This is a genomic window from Alteromonas sp. 76-1 (genome assembly GCF_900654235.1).
In the GTDB taxonomy this organism is placed as follows: Bacteria; Pseudomonadota; Gammaproteobacteria; order Enterobacterales; family Alteromonadaceae; genus Alteromonas; species Alteromonas naphthalenivorans.
This window is the reverse complement of record NZ_LR136958.1, coordinates 3123419-3145910: the sequence shown is the minus strand read 5'-3', so window position 1 is coordinate 3145910 and position 22492 is coordinate 3123419. Positions and strand designations below refer to the sequence as shown.

Sequence of the window (22492 nt, the reverse complement as noted above, 5' to 3'; positions counted from 1 at the left end):
CTAACGAGGCGTTGGGTATTATTAAAGGTAACCGGATAATACAATTATATGAGTGATTATAAAGCCACATTAAACCTACCCGAAACCGCCTTTCCAATGCGCGGTAACCTTGCTCAGCGTGAGCCTAAAATGCTTAAAGACTGGCAGGAAAAAGGGGTATACACAAAGATTAGAGAAGCGAAGAAAGGTAAGAAGCCTTTCATTCTTCATGATGGCCCTCCGTACGCAAACGGCGATATTCATATTGGTCACGCAGTAAATAAAATTCTTAAAGATATTATTGTTAAGTCTAAAACCTTGTCTGATTTCGACTCGCCTTATGTGCCGGGTTGGGACTGTCACGGTTTGCCTATCGAATTGATGGTAGAAAAGAAAGTGGGTAAGCCGGGCAAAAAAGTGACGGCTGCTGAGTTTCGCCAAAAGTGCCGCGAATACGCACAACGTCAAATTGATGGCCAAATGGCTGACTTTAAGCGCCTTGGTGTATTCGGTACCTGGGATAATCCTTATAAAACCATGGATTTTCGCTCAGAAGCCGACATTATTCGCGCACTGGGTAAAGTGGTTGAATCGGGCCATTTAGAAAAAGGCTTTAAGCCAGTTCATTGGTGTACAGACTGTGGTTCTGCGTTGGCAGAAGCAGAAGTAGAATACCAAGACAAAATCTCACCTGCTATAGATGTGAAATTCCCTGTTGCTGATGTAGACGCTATTGCGGCTGCGTTTGGAGTAACGAGTGAAGACTTAACCGCGCACAAAGCGGGCGTGGTTATCTGGACAACGACCCCGTGGACGCTGCCTGCCAACCGCGCCATCAGCTTGCACCCAGAATTAACCTACGCGATTGTAGAAATTACGTCGACGAACGAATGGTTAGTGGTTGCGCAAGATTTGCTTGAAAGCTGCATGACGCGCTACGGTATTGAAGAGTATCGTGAAGTAGCGACCTGTGTAGGTTCAAGCTTAGATAAACTGCTAGTTAATCATCCGTTCTTAGATTTAAAAGTACCGCTAATTTTGGGCGAGCACGTTACCACTGAATCAGGTACAGGTTGTGTTCACACCGCGCCTGCTCACGGTGTTGACGATTTCAATGTAGGTAAACAATACGACATTGAAGTGTACAACCCAGTCGGTAACAACGGTGTGTATTTAGAAAACACGCCTTTATTTGCCGGCCAGTTCGTATTTAAAGCCAATGATACCATTGTTGAAACGGTAAAAGAGCACGGTAACCTAGTGCTTAACGTGAAATATGAGCACAGCTACCCGCATTGCTGGCGCCATAAAACGCCTATCATTTTCCGTGCTACGCCGCAGTGGTTTATCAGCATGGATAAAAAAGGCTTACGTGCTGAGTCAATCGAACAAATTAAACAAACTAAGTGGATCCCAGAGTGGGGCGAAAACCGCATCCAGAAAATGGTAGAAGGTCGTCCAGACTGGTGTATTTCTCGCCAGCGTACATGGGGCGTTCCTATTCCTTTATACGTGCACAAACTTACTGGTGAACTTCACCCTGAGTCAGTTGCACTTATGGAAAAAGTGGCCGCTGAGGTGGAAACTAAAGGTATTCAAGCCTGGTGGGATATCGATGATGCTGCATTACTAGGTAGCGAAGCCGATAACTACGACAAAGTCACCGATACCCTAGACGTATGGTTCGACTCAGGTGTAACGCACTACTTTGTGGTTGACCAACGTGAAGACATTCCCGCGAGTGCAGATTTGTATCTTGAAGGGTCAGATCAACATCGTGGTTGGTTTATGTCATCGCTAATGACATCTACGGCTATGCACGGTCATGCGCCTTACAAAGAAGTACTGACACACGGATTTACCGTTGATGCTCACGGCAGAAAGATGTCGAAGTCGGTAGGTAACGTAGTTGCACCGCAAGAAGTGACGAACAAACTAGGCGCAGACATTCTTCGCTTATGGGTTGCCTCTACTGATTACCGCGGTGAAATTGCGGTGTCTGATGAAATTTTAAAACGTGCTGCTGATGCATATCGTCGTTTACGTAACACGTCACGTTTCTTACTAGCAAACCTTAATGGCTTTAAGCCAGAAGATGCTTTGCCAGAAGACGAGATGGTGGCACTAGACCGCTGGATTGTGGCGCGTGCGAAAGCACTACAAGAAGAACTTGTTGAAGCGTTTGAAAAGTACGATTTGTTGGTCGTTACGCAAAAGCTTATGCACTTCTGTTCCATCGAGTTAGGTTCATTCTACCTAGATGTAATTAAAGACAGACAGTACACGGCGAAATCTGATGGCAATGCACGCCGTTCTTGTCAAACTGCGCTTTACCATATTATGGAAGCGTTAGTTCGTTGGATGGCACCCATCACAAGCTTTACGGCGCAAGAAATTTGGGAAGCTTTACCGGGCGAGCGTAGTGAATTTGTATTTACCGAAACCTGGTACGAAGGCTTTAACAGCTTCACGCAAAGTGACGTATTTAACGATGAACTATGGCATCAGGTATTAGGCGTAAAAGACGCTGCAAACCAAGCGATGGAACAAGCGCGTAAAGACGGTCAGTTAGGCGGTTCGTTAGAAGCTAAGATTGACTTGTATGCTACAGAGTCTTTGTTTAACACCTTGGCTTCACTTGAAGATGAACTGCGCTTTGTATTGATTACATCAGCAGTGAACCTGACAAAAGTAGAAAGCGCACCTGACAACGCTGCGGCTACCGATGTTGAAGGTTTATGGTTAAGTGTAAACAAAGCAAGCGGCGACAAATGTGTTCGTTGTTGGCACCATCGTGAAGATGTTGGCACTCATAAGGGGCACGAAGAATTATGTGGCCGTTGTGTAACCAACATTGATGGCGAAGGGGAAACGCGTCAGTATGCTTAATACTACGGCGGATACCAAGCCTAAGTTATTCAGTGAAACCGGTTTACGGTTTCTTTGGATAACCTTGATTGCATTTGCGCTAGATCAGGTTACCAAATACGCTGTGTTAGGCGGTATGTCACTTTATCAATCGATAGAGGTATTACCGTTTTTCAATTTAACCTACGTACACAATTACGGCGCGGCATTTAGCTTTCTTGATAGTGCCGGTGGCTGGCAGCGATGGTTTTTTACTGCCATCGCTACTGTCGTCAGTGTGGTTATTTTATGGTGGTTAAAACAATCACCCAAAAATCAGACCCTGTTGCCTGTCGCCTTTTCTTTTATTTTGGGTGGCGCGCTAGGTAATGTTTACGACCGTTTAGTGCATGGATATGTAATCGATTTTCTCGATTTTCATGTAAATAACATGCACTGGCCTGCCTTCAATATTGCCGATAGCGCGATATTTATTGGTGCAGCCCTATTAATTATTGATATGTTTAAGAACGGCGAGAAACATAAAAGCGCCGATTCAACAAGCACGTCAAAGCAGTAACCGGAGCCACAATGACCGACAACCTAATTATTGGTTCTGACAGCGAAGTTATTCTTCACTTTGATTTAAAACTTGAAGATGGCTCAGCCGCTGACAGCACCCGCGTAAATAATAAGCCCGCGAAAATGGTAATGGGTGACGGTAGTCTTACCCCTAACTTTGAAGCTTGCTTACTAGGACTTCAAAAGGGTGAGAAGAAATCGTTTACCTTAGCCGCGAACGATGCCTTCGGTGAGCCTAACCCTAACAATATCCATTACATGGATAGAAGCCGTTTTGGTGCTGACTTGGAAATTCAAGAAGGTGCTATTCTTGCGTTTTCTCAGCCAGATGGCTCAGAAATACCCGGTATTATCAGAAGTGTAGCGGGCGACTCGATAACGGTAGATTTTAACCACCCATTAGCTGGGCAAACGGTTATTTTCGATGTTGAAATTGTCGATGTTAAAGTTGCACCTACATCAAAAGGTGATCAGTAATTATGCAAATTCATCTTGCCAACCCTCGTGGTTTTTGTGCCGGTGTAGACAGAGCCATCACAATCGTAGAAAGAGCACTCGAAATATTTGAGCCGCCTATCTATGTTCGCCATGAAGTCGTTCACAATAAGTTTGTGGTTGATGGGCTACGTGAGCGTGGTGCTATTTTTGTAGATGAATTACATGAAGTGCCCGACAATTGCATTGTTATTTTTTCTGCCCATGGGGTCTCTCAAGCGGTAAGAAAAGAAGCTGAAAATCGTGGCTTAAAGGTATTCGATGCTACTTGTCCGTTAGTGACTAAAGTGCATATGGAAGTGACCCGAGCAAGTAAGACTGGCACCGAGTGTATTTTGATTGGCCATGCAGGGCACCCAGAAGTTGAAGGTACTATGGGGCAATACAGTAATGACGAAGGCGGTATTTACCTTGTCGAATCTGAAGCCGATGTAGCTACCCTTGAAGTGAAAAACGCTAAAAATCTCTATTACTGCAGCCAAACGACTTTATCTGTTGATGATACCGCAGATGTTATTGATGCATTGCGTGAACGTTTCCCTGATATTCAAGGTCCACGTAAAGACGATATTTGCTATGCCACCCAAAATCGTCAAGACGCCGTGCGGGATTTATCTCAAGATTGCCAAGTACTGTTGGTGGTTGGCGCTCAAAACAGCTCAAATTCGAATCGTTTACGTGAACTAGCCGAAAAAATTGGTGCGAAGGCGCACTTAATTGCCGATGCGAATTGTATACAGGAAAGTTGGCTTAAAGATGTTGAGCATATTGGAGTAACGGCAGGTGCTTCTGCACCCGAGGTGTTAGTTCAAGGCGTGGTTGATAAGCTTAAAGCATGGGGAGCGGTTTCTGCTTTTGAACGTGCAGGCCGAGAAGAAAATGTTGAATTCGCGGTTCCTAAAGAGCTTAGAGTCAAACAAGTAAGCTAGCACCTTTTAGGTATAAAAATTTGTCTGAATTTAAAAGCACCGCATTGATATGCGGTGCTTTTTTTTACGCTATCGTCTAATGGTAATACAATTTAATACGTTTTATGATCGCTTATACCTTGAGCGGGATTTTTTTAGCATAGAATGCTAAACATAAGGTTGTGTCTAAATTTTAGCGTGAATGCCACCGGGCAATGCAGGGACTATGAATCGAACGATAAACACTAGTGGATTAGATAAGCAACAAGGCGTTGGCCTAATTGAGGTGCTTGTCACTATGTTCATTCTTGCCATTGGTTTACTCGGGGTGGCTGCACTTCAGTTCACCGGTTCCTTTGCGAACAAAGATGCGATTAGCCGCACGCAAAGCGAATTTGTTGCGGCTCAAGTTGCGGAGCGCTTACGTGCTGCTGCGCGTGTGGCAACGGTAGGTGATGGCATTGTGGTTAACAACCAATATTTCAATGCAAGTAATTACAACTTCACCGGGCTCACCTGCTCGGGTTCCACCCATCCTTATAAATGTTTTTGTTTGAGTCGTCCTTCTGGGGTGCCCAATTGTGAAACCGCCACCTGCAACGAACTGGATATGGCTAAATACGATGGCTGGGCACTCTCATGCGCAGCAGTGCAAACAAACCCTCAAACCACACTGTCATTAACCTGTACAGATAATAACGTAGCAGATGTTGACAGTTGCAGTGCGGGCTCACGGCTGCAAGTTATTCTAGCGTGGCCGGTTGCATCAGCAGGGAATCAAAACTACACCTTAAATACGCGTTGCAATCCAAATGACTCAGACAGTAACGCCTGTGTGATTAAGGACTTAACCTTGTGAAGCGCGTAAAGGGTTTTTCGCTTGTAGAGTTAATGATTTCATTAGCCTTAGGGCTGGTGATATCTGGCGCGATAATTCAGGTATTAGTGAGTAGTAGTGTAACGAACAAACTTAATCAAGCGGTGGCGCAGGTTCAGGAGTCTGGACGTTATATAACAAGCCGGCTTAGTAGTGAGTTTTACGAAATTGGTCGCTATGACACTATTGTCGCTTCTATCGATAACTCAGTTGATACGGTGGCGGAGGCTGGATTTATTGAGAATAAGCCAATTGGGTTAGCCGGAGACTTCGTCTCAAACAGTACGCTCGGAAGCACGCAAGCATCAAGTGGTGCAAATGACGTGTTAGTGGTGAATTTGCTTGCCTCTACAGACTGTACGGGCAGTAAGCATGGTTATGCCGCAGGTGATGAGTTTCATGTGGTTAACCGATACTACGTTAGCGGCAATGAATTTAAATGTACAGGCTACGATGGGCGAGTATTACGGGGCCTAAAAACACAATCCGTTTCACCGAATACTGTGACCTTGCTAGACAATGTAAGTAACTTCCAACTTCAATATGGCGTTAGTGATGTTGCTGAGGATTCTAATGGGCAAGCGATAACCTATGTGACAGCCGATAAGTTGGCTGCGCTACGAGCACAGAATCAACAAGTGGTTGCATTGCGCTGGGGGATCTTACTTAAAAGCTATCAAAATCAAGTTCAGCAAACTTCAGCCCCTACATTTGCATTACTAAACGAGAATCAAGTTACGTTAGACTCGAGCCATTATTATCAGGTTTTTACTAAAACAGTGTCACTTAGAAATATGAAAAACTTTGTTAGGAGCATTTAATGAAACAGCGTGGATTAGTAATGGTGTTTGCATTGTTAGTGTTGCTCTCTCTCACCATTTTAGGCGTAAGTGCGGTAACCAGTAGCCTATCCCAATCTAAAATGGCAATGTCAATGCAGCAGACGGGGCTAGCATTCGACGCTGCGGAAGCGGCTATTGCGGGGGTGTTTTTTGAGTCGGAGGATGAATCCCTGTTACAAGATAGCACTAAAGTTGACCCTCTTTCTGCGGCACGCCAGCTTGACCCCTACGAACCTGAAACAGAAACAATGAGCTGTTTCGATGAAAATGAATGGACTGATAGGTACATGACCGAAGGTGGTCTATCGTGGGGTAATGAACACACGACAAATGGTACTTATCAAACTATGGCGAGTACCAAAAGCTGGTCTCGTACAGCGTTTATAAGAGAGCAAGCATGTCGAGGTTCAAGCAACGTTATTGGTGGTAGTAACGTAAATTGCCACGTATTTATTATTAGAGGCTGCGGCAAAGTAGGTGGTAAATCTACGGTGGTTGCGAACTCCCTAGCGGCATCAGTGTTTGGCCCTGCGTCCCAATAAAAAGAGTAATAATTATGAAGCGCGTGAGTAGTTTTTTTGTCTCGGTAGTGATGTTTTCTTGCATTGGCTTTTCCGCTGTCGGTGATGATTTGGATATTTACTTAGGCACGGCGTCAGAGTCTGCTACTTATAATCCAAATGTACTCTTTATCATGGACACGTCAGGCAGTATGACGGGCAAAGATGGTACCGGCCAATCACGCATTCTAAGAGTACAAAACGCACTTAAAGAGGCGTTAACGTCAGCCACCAACATAGATGCCGGCCTTATGCGTTTTTCCGACTATGGCGGGCCTATACTCTTTCCAGTAAGCGGAATTGACGATGCTATTCAACCGGAGCTTATCACCTCAACGGGTGCAAGCAGCCACGATGCGTCAGAAATCAACGGTACAGTAAATACTACGGCTAACGACCTGGTGTTGAGCTCTGGCACGAATATAGTCACATCCGGAATGCGTTTTACTGAGATGAATATTCCTCAAGGGGCAACGATACTCAGTGCGCACCTTCGTTTTACATCAGAAAAATTTAATATAGCGGGCACCACACTCACGATAAGTGGAGAGGCGTCGGCTACTAGCACGGAATTTTCCACGGCATATAACAATCTTTCGTCAAGAACTAAAACTGCATCAGAAGTTGAATGGATAAGTAACAATGATTTCCCTTCTGCTGATGAGGTCATTGCCACGCCAGATATTTCATCGATTATTCAAGAAATTGTAGATTTACCACAGTGGTGCGGGGGGAACGACCTCAACATTCTTATGGAAGGCACAAGTTCAGATGCTGCCAGTAGCCGAGAAGCCCGAGCATTTGACTCTGGCCAAACCGGGTCGCCGCAGTTGGTGGTGTCTTATGATGATACAACCGCTACAGGTTGTATCAGCGGTGAAAGTGTTTACCAAGTCAGCCGTTCTAACGATAACATAGAAGAAAGTAACAACGGTTATGAAAATACAGGCTCAGAGCTTACTTTCTCAAGTAATTACAACAGCTACATAGGCGTTCGCTTTCAAAATGTAAACATCCCTCAAGGGGCTGAAATTACCGAGGCCTACATAGAATTAACAGCCTATAACAGCTATAACCAGAACAACTCGAGCATGTTAATTCGTGGTGTTGCTGCTAATGATGCTGACGATTTTTCTTCTGGAAATCGATATTTGCTTAGAAATATTGGCAAAACGTCAGGTGTAACCTGGTCTATGGGGTCATTTTCATCGGGTAACGATTACGCCTCACCCGATTTATCAGGTGTAGTTGAAGAGATTGTAGATAGAGCCGGATGGCAATCCGGTAATGCAATGGCGTTCGTGTTTAGTGATTTCACTGGTTATCGAGGTGCGTATACCTACAGTGGCTCTCAGTCGTCTGCCGCAAAATTGGTCGTTAAGTTTAATGGTTCCGCCACACCTGGACAGACATCGACAGTAAGAGAACACCTTATCAGTAAAGTTGATGAGCTTACTGCTAGCGGTTATACACCCATCGTAGATACATTATATGAGGCGGTTAATTATTACGGCGGCAGAGACGTTGATTATGGACTAACCCGTGGTAATTATAATGTATCAGACACGGTGAGGAAGAATACGCGTGTCAGTCATAGAAGCGCTTATTTGGGCGGGGATGCCGTTCAGCCAGCAGGGTGTTCCGATGACAACCTGTCTGACAGCGACTGTATAAATGAATATATTCCTAGTGGGGCAACTTATATATCACCGGTGAGTGACCTGCAATGCCAGACCAACAACCATATTGTTTTACTGTCTGACGGTGAGGCAAACAGTAATCACAGTGTCTCACTTATCGAGTCATTACTGGGTGAAAGTTGTACCGGTAGTGGCGGTGAAAAGTGTGGTTTAAGCCTAGTAAAAAATGTCAGTGACTCAGAGACATCGGTTATTGATCGTCGCGTGATTACCCATACGATTGGGTTTGCGGCGAATAGTACCGCCAACAACTTCTTAAACCAATTGGCAGTGCAAAGTGGTGGTGGATTCTATCAAGCCGATGACAGCACTGAGCTGCTTGAGGCATTCAATACTATTCTTCGTTCTGTAAAAGATGTTAATTCTACCTTTGTATCGCCGGGTGTAGCGGTGAATCAACTTAATCGCTTGACCCATAACGACGAACTTTACTTTGCGTTATTTAAGCCAAGTGAAGGTGCTATCTGGCCAGGTAATCTTAAGCGATATCGATTAGATGGTGAGAATATTTTAGATCAAAACTCATTGGTTGCTGTCGATGGTGATACGGGATTTTTTAAAGATACTTCTCATAGCTACTGGTCAACTCTCGCTGATGGTAGTGATGTTCGAGAGGGCGGTACCGCAAGTAAAATGACTGCTAACCGTAACTTGTATGTTTTCGACGGTACTGGAAATATCATTCAATCTAGTAACGAATTGCATGAAGACAACAGCGAAATTACGACAGCATTGCTAGGTGTGGATGACGAACTCGATGCAGAAGCGCTTCGCGAAGTACTGCTTAAATGGGCAAGAGGCATAGATGTTAAAGATAATGATGGCGACGGCGATACAGCGGACTACCGTCTTCAAATGGGCGACCCCATCCATTCTCAGCCTGTAGTGGTTAATTACGGGAGCACAGACTCAGCCATATTGGTTGCTACAAACCAAGGTATGCTGCATTCGTTTGATGCAGAAACCGGTGAAGAAAATTTTGGAATTATGCCTAAAGCGCTACTGCCTAACCTGCACCATTTTTATGAGGATATCTCTACGTTTAATCACGTTTATGGCTTAGACGGCGAGATGGTGTTGCGAACAGTGGGAACGTCGACTTACTTGTATTTAGGTATGCGCCGAGGTGGTCGTAATTATTATGTATTTGATGTGACACAGAAGACGTCACCTACGGTTAAGTTTGTGATTGAAGGCGGCAGTACGGGCCTTGAGAAATTAGGACAAACATGGTCGCGCCCTACTATCACTAAAGTTCGCTACGGCACCGAAGAGAAGAATGTCATGATCATCGGTGGCGGTTACGACGACTCGCAAGATGATAAGTTAGTAAGAAGTGCTGATAATATTGGAAATGCGGTTTATATGTTCGATGCAGACACTGGAAGCTTGCTTTGGCACGCCAGTAACGCTGATGCAGATTTGAATCTAGTTGATATGAACTACAGCATCCCAGGTCGTATATCCGTAATCGACAGAGACAACGATGGCTTCGCTGACCATATGTATGTAGGAGACATGGGCGGGCAGCTGTTCCGGATGGATATTTATAATGGCGAGTCGGGCAGCAACTTTATAAAAGGAGCCCGGTTGGCTAATTTTGCTGGAGACACCGCTGAAACTAATCGTCGCTTTTACTATGGCCCCGATGTTTCAGAGGTCGCGCTGGGTGACGAGTTATATTATGCCGTTGCAATGGGAAGTGGATGGCGCGCATCACCGCTAGATGTCACAGTAGAAGATAATTTTTATATGCTTAAAGACGAGGGGGTATTTAGTCGCGACACGAGTGGTCAATTTACCTTTATGAGCACGGTGTCTGAGTCCGATTTATATAATGCCACCGAACATTTGCTCACCAGTAGCGATGAAACCGAGCAAGGGGTGGCAGCATCAAGCTTTGCAAATAAAGCGGGCTGGTATATCGAGCTTACCACCGATGGCGAAAAAGTATTAGCATCACCTCTAATAGTAGATTACAAAATATTCTTTACGACTTATGTGCCTGCGGTAAGTAGCACCAGTTTGTGCGCGCCGCCATCTGGAAATAGCCGTGCTTATCTCGTTAACCTATTTAATGCGAATGCTGTATCAGACCTTAATAATAATGGCGAACTTGATAGTTCAGACAGATCAGTTGAGTTACAGCAAACGGGGATCGCGCCAGAGACTAAAATTCTTATTGAAGATATAACCAGTCCTGTGGTGTGCCTTGGTACCGAGTGTGCTTCTACTGTTATCAGTGTCGACGATGATGGCAACGAAGAGCCCTGTGGTTCAGCGTTTGAATGCTTAGCGCAAAATATTTATGGTAAGTTTGAACGTATACAACGAGGCAGTTGGCATTCTGAAACTGAGCGAGAGGATACATCTCAGTGATTAGTAGTAACGAAAAATATAAAGGCTTTTCCCTTATTGAATTAATGATCGTGGTGGCTATTGTTGGCATTCTTGCCAGTATTGCTTACCCGTCATATCAGTCTTTTATGACTGATGGGTATAGAGGCTCGGCGCAGGCAGACATGCTGGCATTTGCTGCTGCAATGGAGCGTCATCATAGTGGCTCGTTCAGTTATCAAGGTGCGGGTGCAGGTGGCGCAAATACAGGGGCACCAACCATATTTGCCACTTACTCCCCTTCTACAGAAGCGGCGGGCAATAAACGCTACGACCTGACCATAGTGTCTGCCGATGCAACCAGTTATCAGCTTAAAGCAACACCCGTAAGCAGCACCGCACAGGCTTCTGATGGAGCGCTGTTTTATTTTAGTGATGGCCGCAAAGGCTGGGACGTAAACAACAATGGTTCGTTGGCGGCGGGCGAGTATTGCTGGTCTTGTTAATTCATTAGGGTGTTGCGGGGGGAAGTGGTATTAACGGCCCGATGATCGCGATATCTTGCCAACGCGACTGATACGGCGATGCCACCACAACCTTCAATTGTTGGGTAATAGCTTGGCTTTCAGGTTTTACTTTTTCGTTGAGCTCTTGCGCTTCATCAAGGGCCTCTTCTTCACTTAGTTTTTCTTCAGTCGTTAACCCACTTTCTTCACTAAGCGTTTCGTCTGCACGTAACGCTTCATCCGTATGGTTCAACTGGGGTAAAGGTTCTACAACTTGTTCTAAGGTCACGGCTTTTGCTGAGCTCTTGGTAGACGAGGGCGTAATGGCGATATATGCATCTTGATTGGCATTTACATTGGTTAGTAGCGTCGTTTGGTCGGCTTCAAGTTGTTGTCGAGCTTGTTGCACTGCGTTAAGTTGCTGCCATTGTCCGTATAGTTGCTGGTAAAGCTTTAGTCCGGCGGTAAAGGTCAGCGCAAAGAGTCCTGATGCAATCATTACCTCTATGAGCGAAAACCCTTGTGTCTTTTTAATTAAAGTCATGCCAACTCCCGGGTATGGGTTGCATCTTTTGCAAACCGCTAGATTGTTGAAGAGTGCGTAATACACTTAGATTAAAATTGATATGCCCGTCAAAAACTCTAGATACTTCCTCATTACTTACCATGGCGCCTTCAAGCTTGGCCGAAGAGGCGATAGTGGCGACGGGGTTGGCAGGGGTGAAACTACTAGTAGAACTGGAAGGCACACTGGTGTCGCCTAATATCACTACTAACCCGTAAATTTGAGCATGGGTATCAAGGGTAAAATCACCTTTTTCTACTACAAGTAAAACAGGTTGACTCGCTGAGCCTATAATTCCACTGGGCGAAATATGGCAGTCACCACGCACCCAAAACACGAGATGGCGAGTAAGATCGTCGCAGTCGTTTGTTATGAGCGGCTTTGGAAAAAACATCGGCGTAAAGTTACTGTGATGTCGTTCGAAAAGGTGAGGCAGTATAGCGTTAGTCGCACCGGTTACTACACCGCTGACAGGAAGTCGAACTATTGCGGGGTGGCGTAAAAAACCTTGTCTGATGAATAGCGACGTAACAGGGTGAGTCATGGTCACGGTAAAAAGGGTTAAAAACTGAGAATCTCTTCCTAAATAGTGAGTCGCCGTCACTGATGCTCGCGCAAATAGACTTGCGGTTTGTTGCCAATCTTCGCTGGTACGCAGTTGCTCGGTTAATTGTGTCATGTCGTTGTGTAATGTATTCATCATCTCAACATAAGCAATGCTGCGCTTACTGGCTTGAAACTCACTGGTAAGTAGTGAGCTGGTTGCCCAAAGTGCCAAAGTTATTAAGCTTAACAGTATACCCACCACACTTAACAATACGGCGCCTTTTACCTTACGAGGACATTGCCAAGCGCTTGCGCCTCTTGCACCTATCACATGTTTTTGAACGACTAGTGGGGGTGAGTAAAAATCGGCGCTATATCGCATTGGCAACTCGTAAATACAGATATTGCTCGGCGGTGAGTTCTGCGGACGCCTTACTTTGTAGGGCAAGCTCAACTTTGTAAACTGGGGCATGGTTTATCTCGCCGTGCAAAGATATAGTGAATTGAGTGACGTTTAATTCTGATGCGTCGGTAAGATCATGCCATCCACCTTGCTCGCAACTTTTGCTCGCTACACGGTACTCAAGGGCTTTATTGCGCAATCGAAAACCTAACAATTCTGCGGGGGCTTCATGACTAATGTCGCCGTCAGCATTTTTATCATAGGAAAATAAGACACAAGAGTTTTCGGCCTCTAGCGGATGATGGCTAATGTCGATAGCAGGTGGTAGTAATGCGTTGTTGGCAAAAATTTCTTCAAAGGGGCGCGCCACGAATCCTGCCCGCTGGAGTTGTAGAGAAAGAGAATGGCTAATAAGCCGTAACTCACTTTGCAGCGCTAATTGTTGCTGAAAATAACCTAGTTCTTTAGAGATAGTCGCAGCGCCCATGGCAGAAAAAAGAACCAATGTTGTGCTGATGGCCATGGCTATGGTGAGCTCTACTAGGCTAATACCAGAGGACGTTAACATAGCGGAATTCCCTCTAGTGAAGTAGAAGTGCAATACCGTACACGGCCTAGATTATTAATGATAACTTTGCCGGTGTATCGAGCGTTACTTATGGTGACTGTCATTGCGCTGCCGAAACTCATGCCATGAGTTCCATCGAACGTCAGCAACGCCTTTTTATTGGCTGGACTAGCAATGACTGAATTATAACTTTGCATAATAAGCCGCTTCTGCTGGCTAAAAACGTGGCAACTGCTTGCTACATGGCAATCACAGTCACTTGCTGACGTTAAGCCGATGCAATGATTTGCTGAAGCGTCTACGACTAGGGTAATCGCCTTACGCTCAGCGATAGAAAGCGTGCGGGCGTATTTTGCGATGTCAGCGGTATGCTTTAAAGCGCTTTTTATGGCGATGGCTTGTCGCCATTCAACAAAAGAAGGAGCAGCTATGGCGGAGATAATGACCACAATACAAAGCACCACAAGTAACTCTAACAATGTAAATCCATCTGCTTTAATTAAAACCATGCCTTAGTCCGGTTATTTGTCATTTATTCGCTGTTAGGTTTACAGCATAGCGAATCAACAAATAGAGGGCTGCTGTACCATGGAAGGGAAAATCAATTTAATTAAAATGGGGGGGATTTCGTTAATCGAGCTTTTGGTCGCCGTTGCGATTGTGGGGATTGTTTCTATGTTCGCCATTCCCAGTTACTCATCAACCATCGCGCTTGCGAATAAGCATGAAACCATTAGCTATTTGCTCTCTTTGCAAATAAAGCAAGAACGGTATTGGTTGAGTGAAGGTAAATACTCGGGGCTTAGTGGATTGCCGGCACCCAATATCGACGGTGTTACACTGACATACAGCGAATCTAAGAATGGGAATTACAGCATTGTTGCGTCTTTAGGATTTTTGGACAAATCTAACCCTTGTCGGTTGCTAACTATCACCCCTTACGAGAACTTACCCCATGGATGTTGGGGGAGGTAGCCTATCACGGACTTATCATTAGTCAGCTGCTAATCAGGTCATGGCAAGGTATTAAGGACAAGTTAGAGCGGTGCCAGATAAATCTTCATTAATGCCATCGTCGTCACTGTCGATGGCAACAGATATTCTACCGTAGAGTGACAATAGCAGGGCAGAAGCATAAGAGGCATCTTTACTCTTTGGGCAGATGGTTATGGTTGCACTGTTACTAATACTGCCTTGTTCAGAAAACGAAATAGCACCCGAAATGCCACTAATTGTATTGCCTGAGTTCAGCGGGTCGCTGCTGGCAATAAGTGGTTCACTGCTATCTCTGCTTCCGTTTGAGTTTTCATCAATAAAGACCATCTTCGCGTTGGCCCAATCGCTGACACAAGCGCTATAACTCGTGGTTGGACAAAGTATCACGTTAAACTGTTCGTTAATGGCACTAAACCTAGCTTGCTGTGCAATAGCGCTCAACGTATTGATGTCGCCGGTTACTCTATTTTTGACTAAAATAGTATTAATAGATGGGGCAACGACTCCTACTAATATCGCCAAAATGGCTACCGTAATTAGCATCTCTAAAAGAGTCAGGCCGTATTGAAGACGTATAGCGCTAGAAGACTTTATTTTCACTGAGATTTATTTACTAGGTTAATGTAACAATGATATTAACGTTAGCCTCTATTATTACAACAATAAAGGTCAACGCGCGCGAACATTCAAGGTAAACCAATTTGCCTCGAAATGGGTATAAAAAAAGGCGTGTAGGCATGCCCAAAGATACAAAAAGTAGTGAATTTCAGCGATTAATGAAGTTTGAATTCTTTTACCACTAACATCTAAGGCGAGTTTATCGTAAACTCGGGTATCAGGACGCCCACTCACTAATTGGACATTATAATGCAAAAACAAGCAGTTATTGAAGAAATGAAAGTGCTGCCTGAAATTGATGTGGCATTTGAAGTTACTCGTCGAGTGGCTTTCATTAAAAAGCAGCTTCTTACGTCAGGTTTGAATTCACTGGTGCTAGGTATTAGTGGCGGTATCGATTCTTGTACGTTGGGTAAATTAGCTCAGTTAGCAGTGAATGAGTTAAACCAAGAACAGCACGAGAATTTTCAGTTTGTCGCCGTTCGTTTACCTTATCAAACGCAAGCCGACGAAGCTGATGCTCAGTTGTCGATAGATTTTATTGAGCCTTCCCATTCTGTGACGGTTAATGTTCAGCCCGGTGCAGATGCTATTCATGCTTCTACCACTGAATCATTATCAAGCGCTGGTTTATTACCTGAAAGTGAAGCAAAGCGTGACTTCGTTAAAGGTAATGTAAAAGCACGAACCCGTATGGTGATTCAGTATGAAATTGCCGGAATGGTTGATGGATTAGTGTTAGGCACTGACCATTCAGCTGAAAATATTACGGGTTTTTATACAAAGTATGGCGATGGAGCGTGCGATTTAGCACCTTTGTTTGGGTTGAGTAAACGCCAAGTTCGACAACTGGCCTCGCACTTAGGTGCCCCCCAAACTGTTATCACTAAAGCGCCCACCGCCGATCTCGAAACACTCGCGCCGCAAAAAGCTGATGAACAAGCTCTTGGCATGACATACGATCAAATTGATGACTTCTTAGAAGGCAAATCAGTTTCTGCCGAGGTGGATGAAAAGTTGTTGTACATTTATCAGCGTACTCAGCACAAGCGCGTACCTATTCCAACCATTTATGATGAGTAGTTACCATGAAAAAGATTGAAGCGATAGTCAAACCGTTCAAGATGGACGATGTAAGGGAAGCATTAGCCGAAGTCGGTATTGCTGGAATGACAGTGTCTGAAGTAAAAGGCTTCGGACGCCAAAAAGGACATACTGAGCTTTATCGCGGTGCTGAATATCAAGTGGATTTTCTGCCTAAAATTAAAATTGAGCTAGTGCTCGATGACGAGCGAGTTGAACAGGCGATTGAAGCCATCGAAAACTCAGCAAAAACCGGCAAAATTGGTGACGGCAAAATCTTTGTATTTAACGTTGAAGCAGCAGTACGAATTCGTACGGGTGAGCAAAACGAAGACGCGATATAAATAGGCGGAATTGACTAACACTTTGTAATGCAGTCAATATCAAAAAAGGGAGCCTTAGGCTCCCTTTTTAGTCAGTGCGTTTATCACGAAGCAACAATATTAGTGGTCGTGACCACAGCCGCCTGGCGCATGGGCATGGCCGTGCTCTAATTCTTCAGCAGTTGCATCGCGTACATCAACCACTTCTACATCAAAAGTAAGCGGAATGCCTGCAAGTGGGTGGTTACCGTCTACAACTACTTCGTCATCAGATGTCTCGATGATAATAACCGATTGCTCACCTTCTGGTGTGGTTGCACGAAAAGACATGCCAACTTCAACGTCCATGCCTTCAAACATTGAGCTAGGTACGCGCTGAACGAGTTCATCAATACGTTCACCGTAGGCTTTTTCTGGCTCAACAGACAAGTTGAACTTTTCACCTTTCTCTTTACCTACCAATGCTTCTTCTAGCCCCTCAATAAGAAAGCGGCGCCCTTGAAGCACTACAAGCGGCTCCTTACCGGCTGAAGAATCAAGCTCGGTACCGTCTTCAGTTGAAACGGTGTAGTGAAGGGTGACAACGCTGTCAGAGGTTATAGTCATAATTTGTCCTGTAGTTTTGCCCTACTGGGCGATGGTTTTAAATTTATTAAAGATTATTTACGGTTTTTCACCAATGAGCTCTTAGCCTGCTCAATGCTGTACGGTAAAGGGCTAGGGTAGCAGGTAATTTCAACTTGATCAGCTAGGCGATGAATATCTTGCTCAGTGGTGTCGTTTGAGAGCACTGCCATAAACCATGTTTCTTCGCTAAGTTCAGCCTTACGAATTACCATGCCTGCGCGACGCCAGTTCTCGCCCAATTGCTTTTCTAGCGTATCGCCAGTGTTAATGTGAAACGCTTTTGGCACTGAAAAACTATAGGCTGCCCGCTTGTTTTTACCTAAAAATCGAGTGCGAGCAACCACTTCCTGACCCATATAGCAGCCTTTGTCAAAATCGATTCCGTTAAGTGCCTGCACGTTCATCATTTGGGGAACGTATTCACTGACCCCAGTTTCTTCGATAGAAGGTATCGCACTTTCTATCATAATAGCATCGTATACGTTTTGTTCAAAAATTGAGCCGTTGGTGTCTTTCACTTTTTGCTCAAATTCAGGGGCTCGCTCAGAATTCAGTACCACATAATAGCCGGCGCGCTGAGTATCACTTTTAAATACCCACCCTACATCACTGTGTACACTGGTTAATGGCTCACTAGGAAGGGTGTCGAAATAACTGCTAAGTAACATCTGTCCAAGGTTTTCACCTAGAAAGAATTGCGTGTACTGGTTTGATTCATCGGTTATATCTACCTTTGAGAACACACCATACTTATTCAACTGCGCAAGGGAGTGCGCACCAGAGTCTTTATTAGTTAGCATGAAGATAGCATTTCCATGGCGACCATTTTCTTGGCGACCATTATCATGGCGACCATTATCATGGCGACCCACAAAAGAAATAGACCAGGTCTTTCCTTTGTTGTCACAATGGGCACAATGCCTCACCGTATTCTCATCTAAAGCGTTTATGTTGACTGTCACTTGACCATGCAAGTAGCTGTCAGCTTGCTCGCCTTCCAACTTTATCAGCATGTTGTCATTTAACTTAATTGCATAGTGCGAAGGTAAATCAGAAAGAGTCGTTAACGCTGTCATCAAAGATTCCGAATGAAGAATTTATAATGTAGTAGGTGAGGGGTTTGTGCGCTTTATCAAGGGGAACCCTTAAGATTATCGTGTTTTGTGGGTAATTCGTGCTATCCACGGCGCTATTGAAACGCCTTTCTGTCTAAAAGGGCAGTGATCCTTCGCCCATCACCGTGGTAATATGATGACAGTGTTAAAACAATAATTAAGAATGTGAATATATGTTTGAGCCAAAAAGACGTGCTAGATTAAAGTGGGCATGCCGCAGAGGGATGTTGGAACTTGATGTGTTACTCATGCCTTTTGTAGATGAAGCCTTCGACTCGCTTGATTACGAACAACAAGAAATATTCGAACGCTTACTTACCAGCGACGATCCAGACTTGTTTGCATGGTTTATGGGCCATCAACAATGCCAAGATCCAGAACTTGCTGGTATGGTGTCTACTATCGTTAATCGTGTCAAAGTACAGGGTTAAACTCACTTATTCGCCGTGGCGAAAAATAGTAGGAATGCTAATTCTTATTGCCGCTTTTGGCTTCAGTATTATAAATTTACCTGAAGCCTTGTGGACGTGGGTAAGTCCAAGTTGGCTTTGGTTGTGCGAGCTTGTGTGTTTGCCAATGTATATCGCTTCCTGCTTGAGTGTATGGCGTAAATTGAGCAAACCGACGACGGTGCTATCTAATGATGTTTACACGCTCACGGACAATGGTTCTTTGCGGGCGTTGATGGTATCGGGAGAAGAGATTTATTCGCCAGCAGTGAATCTTCACAAGTCGTCATTACTGTTGCCATGGGGTCTAAGTCTTCATGTAGAACGAACTGCGCGAAAATGGTACCAGCCGTATTACGAGCATGTGCGCTGGGTATTAAAAGGTGAATGCTCTGAAGCAGATTATCGACGGCTATGCCGAGCGATAATCTTCGCTCAAGGAGCAGGCCAAACAAGGAATAACATTGATGTTTCGTGAGTATGCAAAAGCTTTATTTAAACGTGTCGATACCCGACAGTTAATGCAATTCAAACCACCCACATTACCGCCTCGCATTTACACCAAACAACTTAATATTGATAACAAGCACTACGGTGCATTCTGTCAAGAAGTGGCGTGGCAAGATGCTGCAACCATGCATCCTTTGTATCTGCAAATGCTGTCTCTTCCCCTTCAAATGCAGTGTTTGCTCGATAAGAAAAGCCCGTTTCCATTACTAGGGTTAATACATGCGGCTAATCGCGTAGAGGTGCTAGAAGAATGCGATTTGAGCGAAACGTTTGAATGCAGGGTTCGATTCAGCGATGTCAGGCCGCACTCACGTGGCTGGGAAGTAGATGTTTCCTTAGAGGCTTTTCAACAAGGGCGCTGTGTTTATAAAGCAATCAGTAGCTACTTGGTGAAGGTGAAAGCGGTACACGTTGCGCCCAGAGCGCCTGTGCAAGATACCACTGAAGCTTGTGTCGATAGCCCTAAGAACCTGCTTGCAGAGCTTGATGTTACAGCCGATACCGGCAGACGTTACGCGAAAATTTCTGGCGACTATAACCCCATCCATTTGTTTGGACTAAGCGCCAAAGCATTTGGCTTTAAACGCCCGATTGCCCATGGAATGTGGACACTGGCCCGCGCGTTATCATTTGTACCCGTATCAGACGGTCAGCATATTTCAGATGTGGTTTGCCGTTTTAAACGACCCGTTATGCTGCCTTGCAGCATTAATATCTATCAAATGTGCCGAGATGAAGACCGCTCTATCTTGGAAATTACGAGCAGTGACGAGCAGCAAGTACACCTAGATGCAGAGATATCAACGCTGTAGGTTGAAGCTGATATTACGAAACAGTAACAAGGTTATTATTACCAGCCGATAGGTCGGTCTGTTTAGTTCGGTGCTTTGCATGACCAGCTAGTTATGACCAGCTAGTTATGATCTGATAGTCATGAGCTGCTAGCCATGAGCTGCTAGGTCTTCGTGCTGTAATTTCGGTACTTTGTATTCGATTTATTAAAAAGAAATAAGCCGAGTGCAGCTCAACATCGCAATATAAATAAAAAAGCCCACATTCCTAATGTAGTGTACTGAACACGCGGTATTAGGAAGTGGGCTTTTTCGTATCTTTAATAAATAGCTTTTGTATTTCTATAGTATTGTTATTGTCTTTGCAGCCACGCTAAAAACGCTAAGGCTAGGTGTTAACTCACCCGAAACCGTTAAGAAATAAGTGTGCCTGGTACCGTTGGCAAAGCATCTTTTTCAGGGCACAAAAAGGTGGGTTGAGGGTTTTCAAGTTGCCCAGGGTGATCTAGATTGAAGTGCAGACCTCGACTTTCCTTTCGTTGCATAGCGCAGCGCACAATTAATTCAGCAACAGTCACTAGGTTCCTTAATTCAAGAAGGTTGTTGCTTACCCTGAAGTGTGCGTAGTATTCGGCAATCTCTTGTTCCAGCAGATTTATTCGGCGCATGGCGCGCTCTAACCGTTTGTCGGTTCGAACAATGCCTACATAATCCCACATGAATAAGCGTAGTTCGTGCCAGTTATGCTGAATAATAACTTCTTCATCAGAATCTGATACCTGACTTTCATCCCAAGGCAAAATGGCTTCTTCACACGAGGCTGAAGGTAACGTTGAGATAATATGCTCGGCGGCAGCGCTGGCAAACACAACACATTCTAACAGAGAGTTAGATGCCATGCGGTTTGCCCCGTGTAAACCGGTATAGGCGACTTCTCCTATTGCGTACACATTGGCTAAATCTGTTTTTCCATTGAAGTCGGTTACAACGCCGCCGCAGCTATAATGGGCTGCGGGCACTACTGGGATAGGCTCTCGGGTAATATCTATACCTAACGAACGGCATTTACGATAAATATTAGGGAAGTGCTTAACGATGAAGTCAGCGGGTTTATGACTGATATCTAAATACATACAGTCAGCGCCAAGGCGCTTCATTTCATAATCGATGGCACGTGCAACTACATCCCGGGGTGCTAAATCGCCACGCTCGTCAAACTTGTGCATAAAGCGGGTGCCATCGGCGTGACATAAGTTCGCGCCTTCACCACGTAGGGCTTCTGTAATAAGAAAGTTTCTGGCTTGCGGGTGGAATAAGCAAGTTGGGTGAAACTGATTAAATTCCATATTGGCTACACGACAACCTGCACGCCAAGCCATAGCAATACCGTCACCACTGGAAACATCTGGATTTGAGGTATATTGGTATACCTTGCTTCCACCGCCAGTTGCCAATGAGACAAAGGGCGCTCGAATAACTTCAACGTGCTCTTGTTGGCGGTTCCATACATACGCACCAATAACCCGCTTTTTATCATCCTTCGATGGAATTAGGTCGATAGCGTTGTAACGTTCAAAAATATGTATGTTAGGGTGAGCAGAGACAGCATCGTTTAATGTTATTTGCAGTGCTTCACCGGTGGCATCGGCGGCGTGAAGAATGCGTCTGTGACTATGCCCACCTTCGCGGGTAAGGTGGAAACGCTCTTCACCAGACTCTGTGGTTTCGGTATCAAACGGCACACCGTAACCAATCAGCCAGCTCAATGCTTCTTTGGCTCGTTCGGTAGTAAAGCGTACGGCAGGTTCATCGCATAGGTCGCCGCCCGCTTTTAACGTATCTTGTACATGCGCATCGATAGAGTCTTGCTCATCGAACACCGCAGCAATGCCGCCTTGGGCATAACGGGTAGACCCTTCATTACGATCGCTCTTACTGAGCACAATAACCTGACAGTGGTCGGCAAGCCTAAGTGCAAGGCTAAGCCCCGCTGCGCCGCTACCTATAATCAGTACATCACATCGATGTTCAATTGAATTTGATGTGGAAGTTAGTGAAGATGACACTGATTTCATGTATTTTTGTATATATTAAACGAGCAAAGGTTCGGCAAGTCTAAAGGATGAGTGGCAAAACACAATGATCCAAATGGCTTTCCCTCAGCATTTTTAAATATTTTTAATGCTAATACAGAACTTTTTGTAACAGTACGCGTCTATATCAATGCTTGTTAGAGCTATTGGGTAGTTGAAGTAGGAGTAATGG

At 44.8% G+C, this 22492-nt stretch carries 23 protein-coding genes; 15 read left to right on the top strand and 8 right to left on the bottom strand.

Features of this window, described 5'->3' with window-relative positions; all coding sequences use genetic code 11:
- Positions 1–48: 48 nt before the first annotated feature.
- The 9 genes from ileS (at position 49) to ALT761_RS13605 (ending at position 11633) form a co-directional block, all read left to right on the top strand.
- The gene (ileS, locus tag ALT761_RS13645) at positions 49–2868 is read left to right on the top strand and encodes an isoleucine--tRNA ligase (RefSeq protein ID WP_129739463.1); all 2820 of its coding nucleotides are present in this window, start codon (positions 49–51) and stop codon (positions 2866–2868) included.
- Entirely contained in the window at positions 2861–3406 is a 546-nt protein-coding gene (gene lspA / locus ALT761_RS13640) for a signal peptidase II (RefSeq protein WP_013783320.1), read from the top strand. Before ileS ends, lspA begins: the two co-directional genes overlap by 8 nt.
- Positions 3407–3417: 11 nt before the next feature.
- Positions 3418–3885 carry an FKBP-type peptidyl-prolyl cis-trans isomerase gene (gene fkpB, locus ALT761_RS13635; protein ID WP_129739461.1) on the top strand — a complete coding sequence of 156 codons (468 nt, stop codon included), beginning with the start codon at positions 3418–3420 and terminating at the stop codon, positions 3883–3885.
- A 2-nt stretch (positions 3886–3887) separates the two neighbouring features.
- Positions 3888–4832, top strand: coding sequence for a 4-hydroxy-3-methylbut-2-enyl diphosphate reductase (gene ispH / locus ALT761_RS13630; RefSeq protein ID WP_129739460.1), 945 nt, complete (start codon positions 3888–3890; stop codon positions 4830–4832).
- A 205-nt stretch (positions 4833–5037) separates the two neighbouring features.
- On the top strand, positions 5038–5670 hold the full coding sequence (locus ALT761_RS13625) for a prepilin-type N-terminal cleavage/methylation domain-containing protein (protein ID WP_129739458.1): 633 nt from the start codon (positions 5038–5040) through the stop codon (positions 5668–5670).
- A complete protein-coding gene (locus tag ALT761_RS13620; protein ID WP_129739456.1) occupies positions 5667–6509 on the top strand; it encodes a PilW family protein in 843 nt (280 codons plus the stop codon). The genes ALT761_RS13625 and ALT761_RS13620 overlap by 4 nt, the downstream gene beginning before the upstream one ends.
- Positions 6509–7072, top strand: coding sequence for a PilX N-terminal domain-containing pilus assembly protein (locus tag ALT761_RS13615; RefSeq protein WP_013783325.1), 564 nt, complete (start codon positions 6509–6511; stop codon positions 7070–7072). The genes ALT761_RS13620 and ALT761_RS13615 overlap by 1 nt, the downstream gene beginning before the upstream one ends.
- 14 nt (positions 7073–7086) lie before the next feature.
- Positions 7087–11169, top strand: coding sequence for a PilC/PilY family type IV pilus protein (locus ALT761_RS13610; RefSeq protein ID WP_129739454.1), 4083 nt, complete (start codon positions 7087–7089; stop codon positions 11167–11169).
- Positions 11166–11633 carry a type IV pilin protein gene (locus ALT761_RS13605; protein WP_013783327.1) on the top strand — a complete coding sequence of 156 codons (468 nt, stop codon included), beginning with the start codon at positions 11166–11168 and terminating at the stop codon, positions 11631–11633. The genes ALT761_RS13610 and ALT761_RS13605 overlap by 4 nt, the downstream gene beginning before the upstream one ends.
- 4 nt (positions 11634–11637) lie before the next feature.
- Here ALT761_RS13605 and ALT761_RS13600 read toward each other — a convergent pair whose 3' ends face one another.
- From ALT761_RS13600 to ALT761_RS13585, 4 genes are read right to left on the bottom strand one after another with little or no spacing between them, the layout of a single operon-like run.
- A complete protein-coding gene (locus ALT761_RS13600) occupies positions 11638–12177 on the bottom strand; it encodes a PulJ/GspJ family protein (RefSeq protein WP_129739452.1) in 540 nt (179 codons plus the stop codon).
- A complete protein-coding gene (locus ALT761_RS13595; protein WP_129739450.1) occupies positions 12164–13126 on the bottom strand; it encodes a hypothetical protein in 963 nt (320 codons plus the stop codon). The genes ALT761_RS13600 and ALT761_RS13595 overlap by 14 nt, the downstream gene beginning before the upstream one ends.
- A complete protein-coding gene (locus ALT761_RS13590) occupies positions 13116–13715 on the bottom strand; it encodes a hypothetical protein (protein WP_129739448.1) in 600 nt (199 codons plus the stop codon). The genes ALT761_RS13595 and ALT761_RS13590 overlap by 11 nt, the downstream gene beginning before the upstream one ends.
- Positions 13709–14224, bottom strand: coding sequence for a prepilin-type N-terminal cleavage/methylation domain-containing protein (locus ALT761_RS13585; protein ID WP_129739446.1), 516 nt, complete (start codon positions 14222–14224; stop codon positions 13709–13711). Before ALT761_RS13585 ends, ALT761_RS13590 begins: the two co-directional genes overlap by 7 nt.
- Positions 14225–14303: 79 nt before the next feature.
- Between ALT761_RS13585 and ALT761_RS13580 the strand changes: the two genes are divergently transcribed.
- On the top strand, positions 14304–14690 hold the full coding sequence (locus tag ALT761_RS13580; RefSeq protein WP_129739444.1) for a type IV pilin protein: 387 nt from the start codon (positions 14304–14306) through the stop codon (positions 14688–14690).
- 51 nt (positions 14691–14741) lie between these two features.
- Here ALT761_RS13580 and ALT761_RS13575 read toward each other — a convergent pair whose 3' ends face one another.
- Positions 14742–15311 (bottom strand): GspH/FimT family pseudopilin, encoded by a 570-nt coding sequence (locus tag ALT761_RS13575; protein WP_129739442.1) that lies wholly within the window; start codon positions 15309–15311, stop codon positions 14742–14744.
- Positions 15312–15578: 267 nt separating this feature from the next.
- Here ALT761_RS13575 and nadE point away from each other — a divergent pair, with 267 nt between their 5' ends.
- Both nadE and ALT761_RS13565 read left to right on the top strand, forming a co-directional pair.
- Positions 15579–16412, top strand: a complete 834-nt coding sequence (gene nadE / locus ALT761_RS13570) for an ammonia-dependent NAD(+) synthetase (RefSeq protein WP_129739440.1) — start codon at positions 15579–15581, stop codon at positions 16410–16412.
- Positions 16413–16417: 5 nt separating this feature from the next.
- A complete protein-coding gene (locus ALT761_RS13565; protein ID WP_129739438.1) occupies positions 16418–16756 on the top strand; it encodes a P-II family nitrogen regulator in 339 nt (112 codons plus the stop codon).
- Positions 16757–16855: 99 nt separating this feature from the next.
- Here the strand turns inward: ALT761_RS13565 and ALT761_RS13560 are convergent, their stop codons facing one another.
- Both ALT761_RS13560 and ygfZ read right to left on the bottom strand, forming a co-directional pair.
- Positions 16856–17341 carry an FKBP-type peptidyl-prolyl cis-trans isomerase gene (locus ALT761_RS13560; protein ID WP_129739436.1) on the bottom strand — a complete coding sequence of 162 codons (486 nt, stop codon included), beginning with the start codon at positions 17339–17341 and terminating at the stop codon, positions 16856–16858.
- A gap of 53 nt (positions 17342–17394) precedes the next feature.
- Entirely contained in the window at positions 17395–18438 is a 1044-nt protein-coding gene (gene ygfZ / locus ALT761_RS13555; protein ID WP_129739434.1) for a CAF17-like 4Fe-4S cluster assembly/insertion protein YgfZ, read from the bottom strand.
- Between the two features lie 212 nt (positions 18439–18650).
- On the opposite strand from ygfZ, the gene ALT761_RS13550 reads away from it, so the two are divergent.
- The 3 genes from ALT761_RS13550 to ALT761_RS13540 are packed head-to-tail and all read left to right on the top strand — an operon-like array spanning position 18651 to position 20248.
- Positions 18651–18908, top strand: a complete 258-nt coding sequence (locus ALT761_RS13550) for an FAD assembly factor SdhE (protein WP_013783338.1) — start codon at positions 18651–18653, stop codon at positions 18906–18908.
- Between the two features lie 34 nt (positions 18909–18942).
- Positions 18943–19404: a protein YgfX gene (locus tag ALT761_RS13545; protein WP_129739432.1), complete on the top strand. Its 462-nt coding sequence runs from the start codon at positions 18943–18945 to the stop codon at positions 19402–19404.
- Positions 19394–20248: a MaoC family dehydratase gene (locus ALT761_RS13540; RefSeq protein ID WP_129739430.1), complete on the top strand. Its 855-nt coding sequence runs from the start codon at positions 19394–19396 to the stop codon at positions 20246–20248. The genes ALT761_RS13545 and ALT761_RS13540 overlap by 11 nt, the downstream gene beginning before the upstream one ends.
- Before the next feature lie 392 nt (positions 20249–20640).
- Here the strand turns inward: ALT761_RS13540 and nadB are convergent, their stop codons facing one another.
- The gene (nadB, locus tag ALT761_RS13535; protein WP_129739428.1) at positions 20641–22302 is read right to left on the bottom strand and encodes an L-aspartate oxidase; all 1662 of its coding nucleotides are present in this window, start codon (positions 22300–22302) and stop codon (positions 20641–20643) included.
- Between the last annotated feature and the right edge of the window lie 190 nt (positions 22303–22492).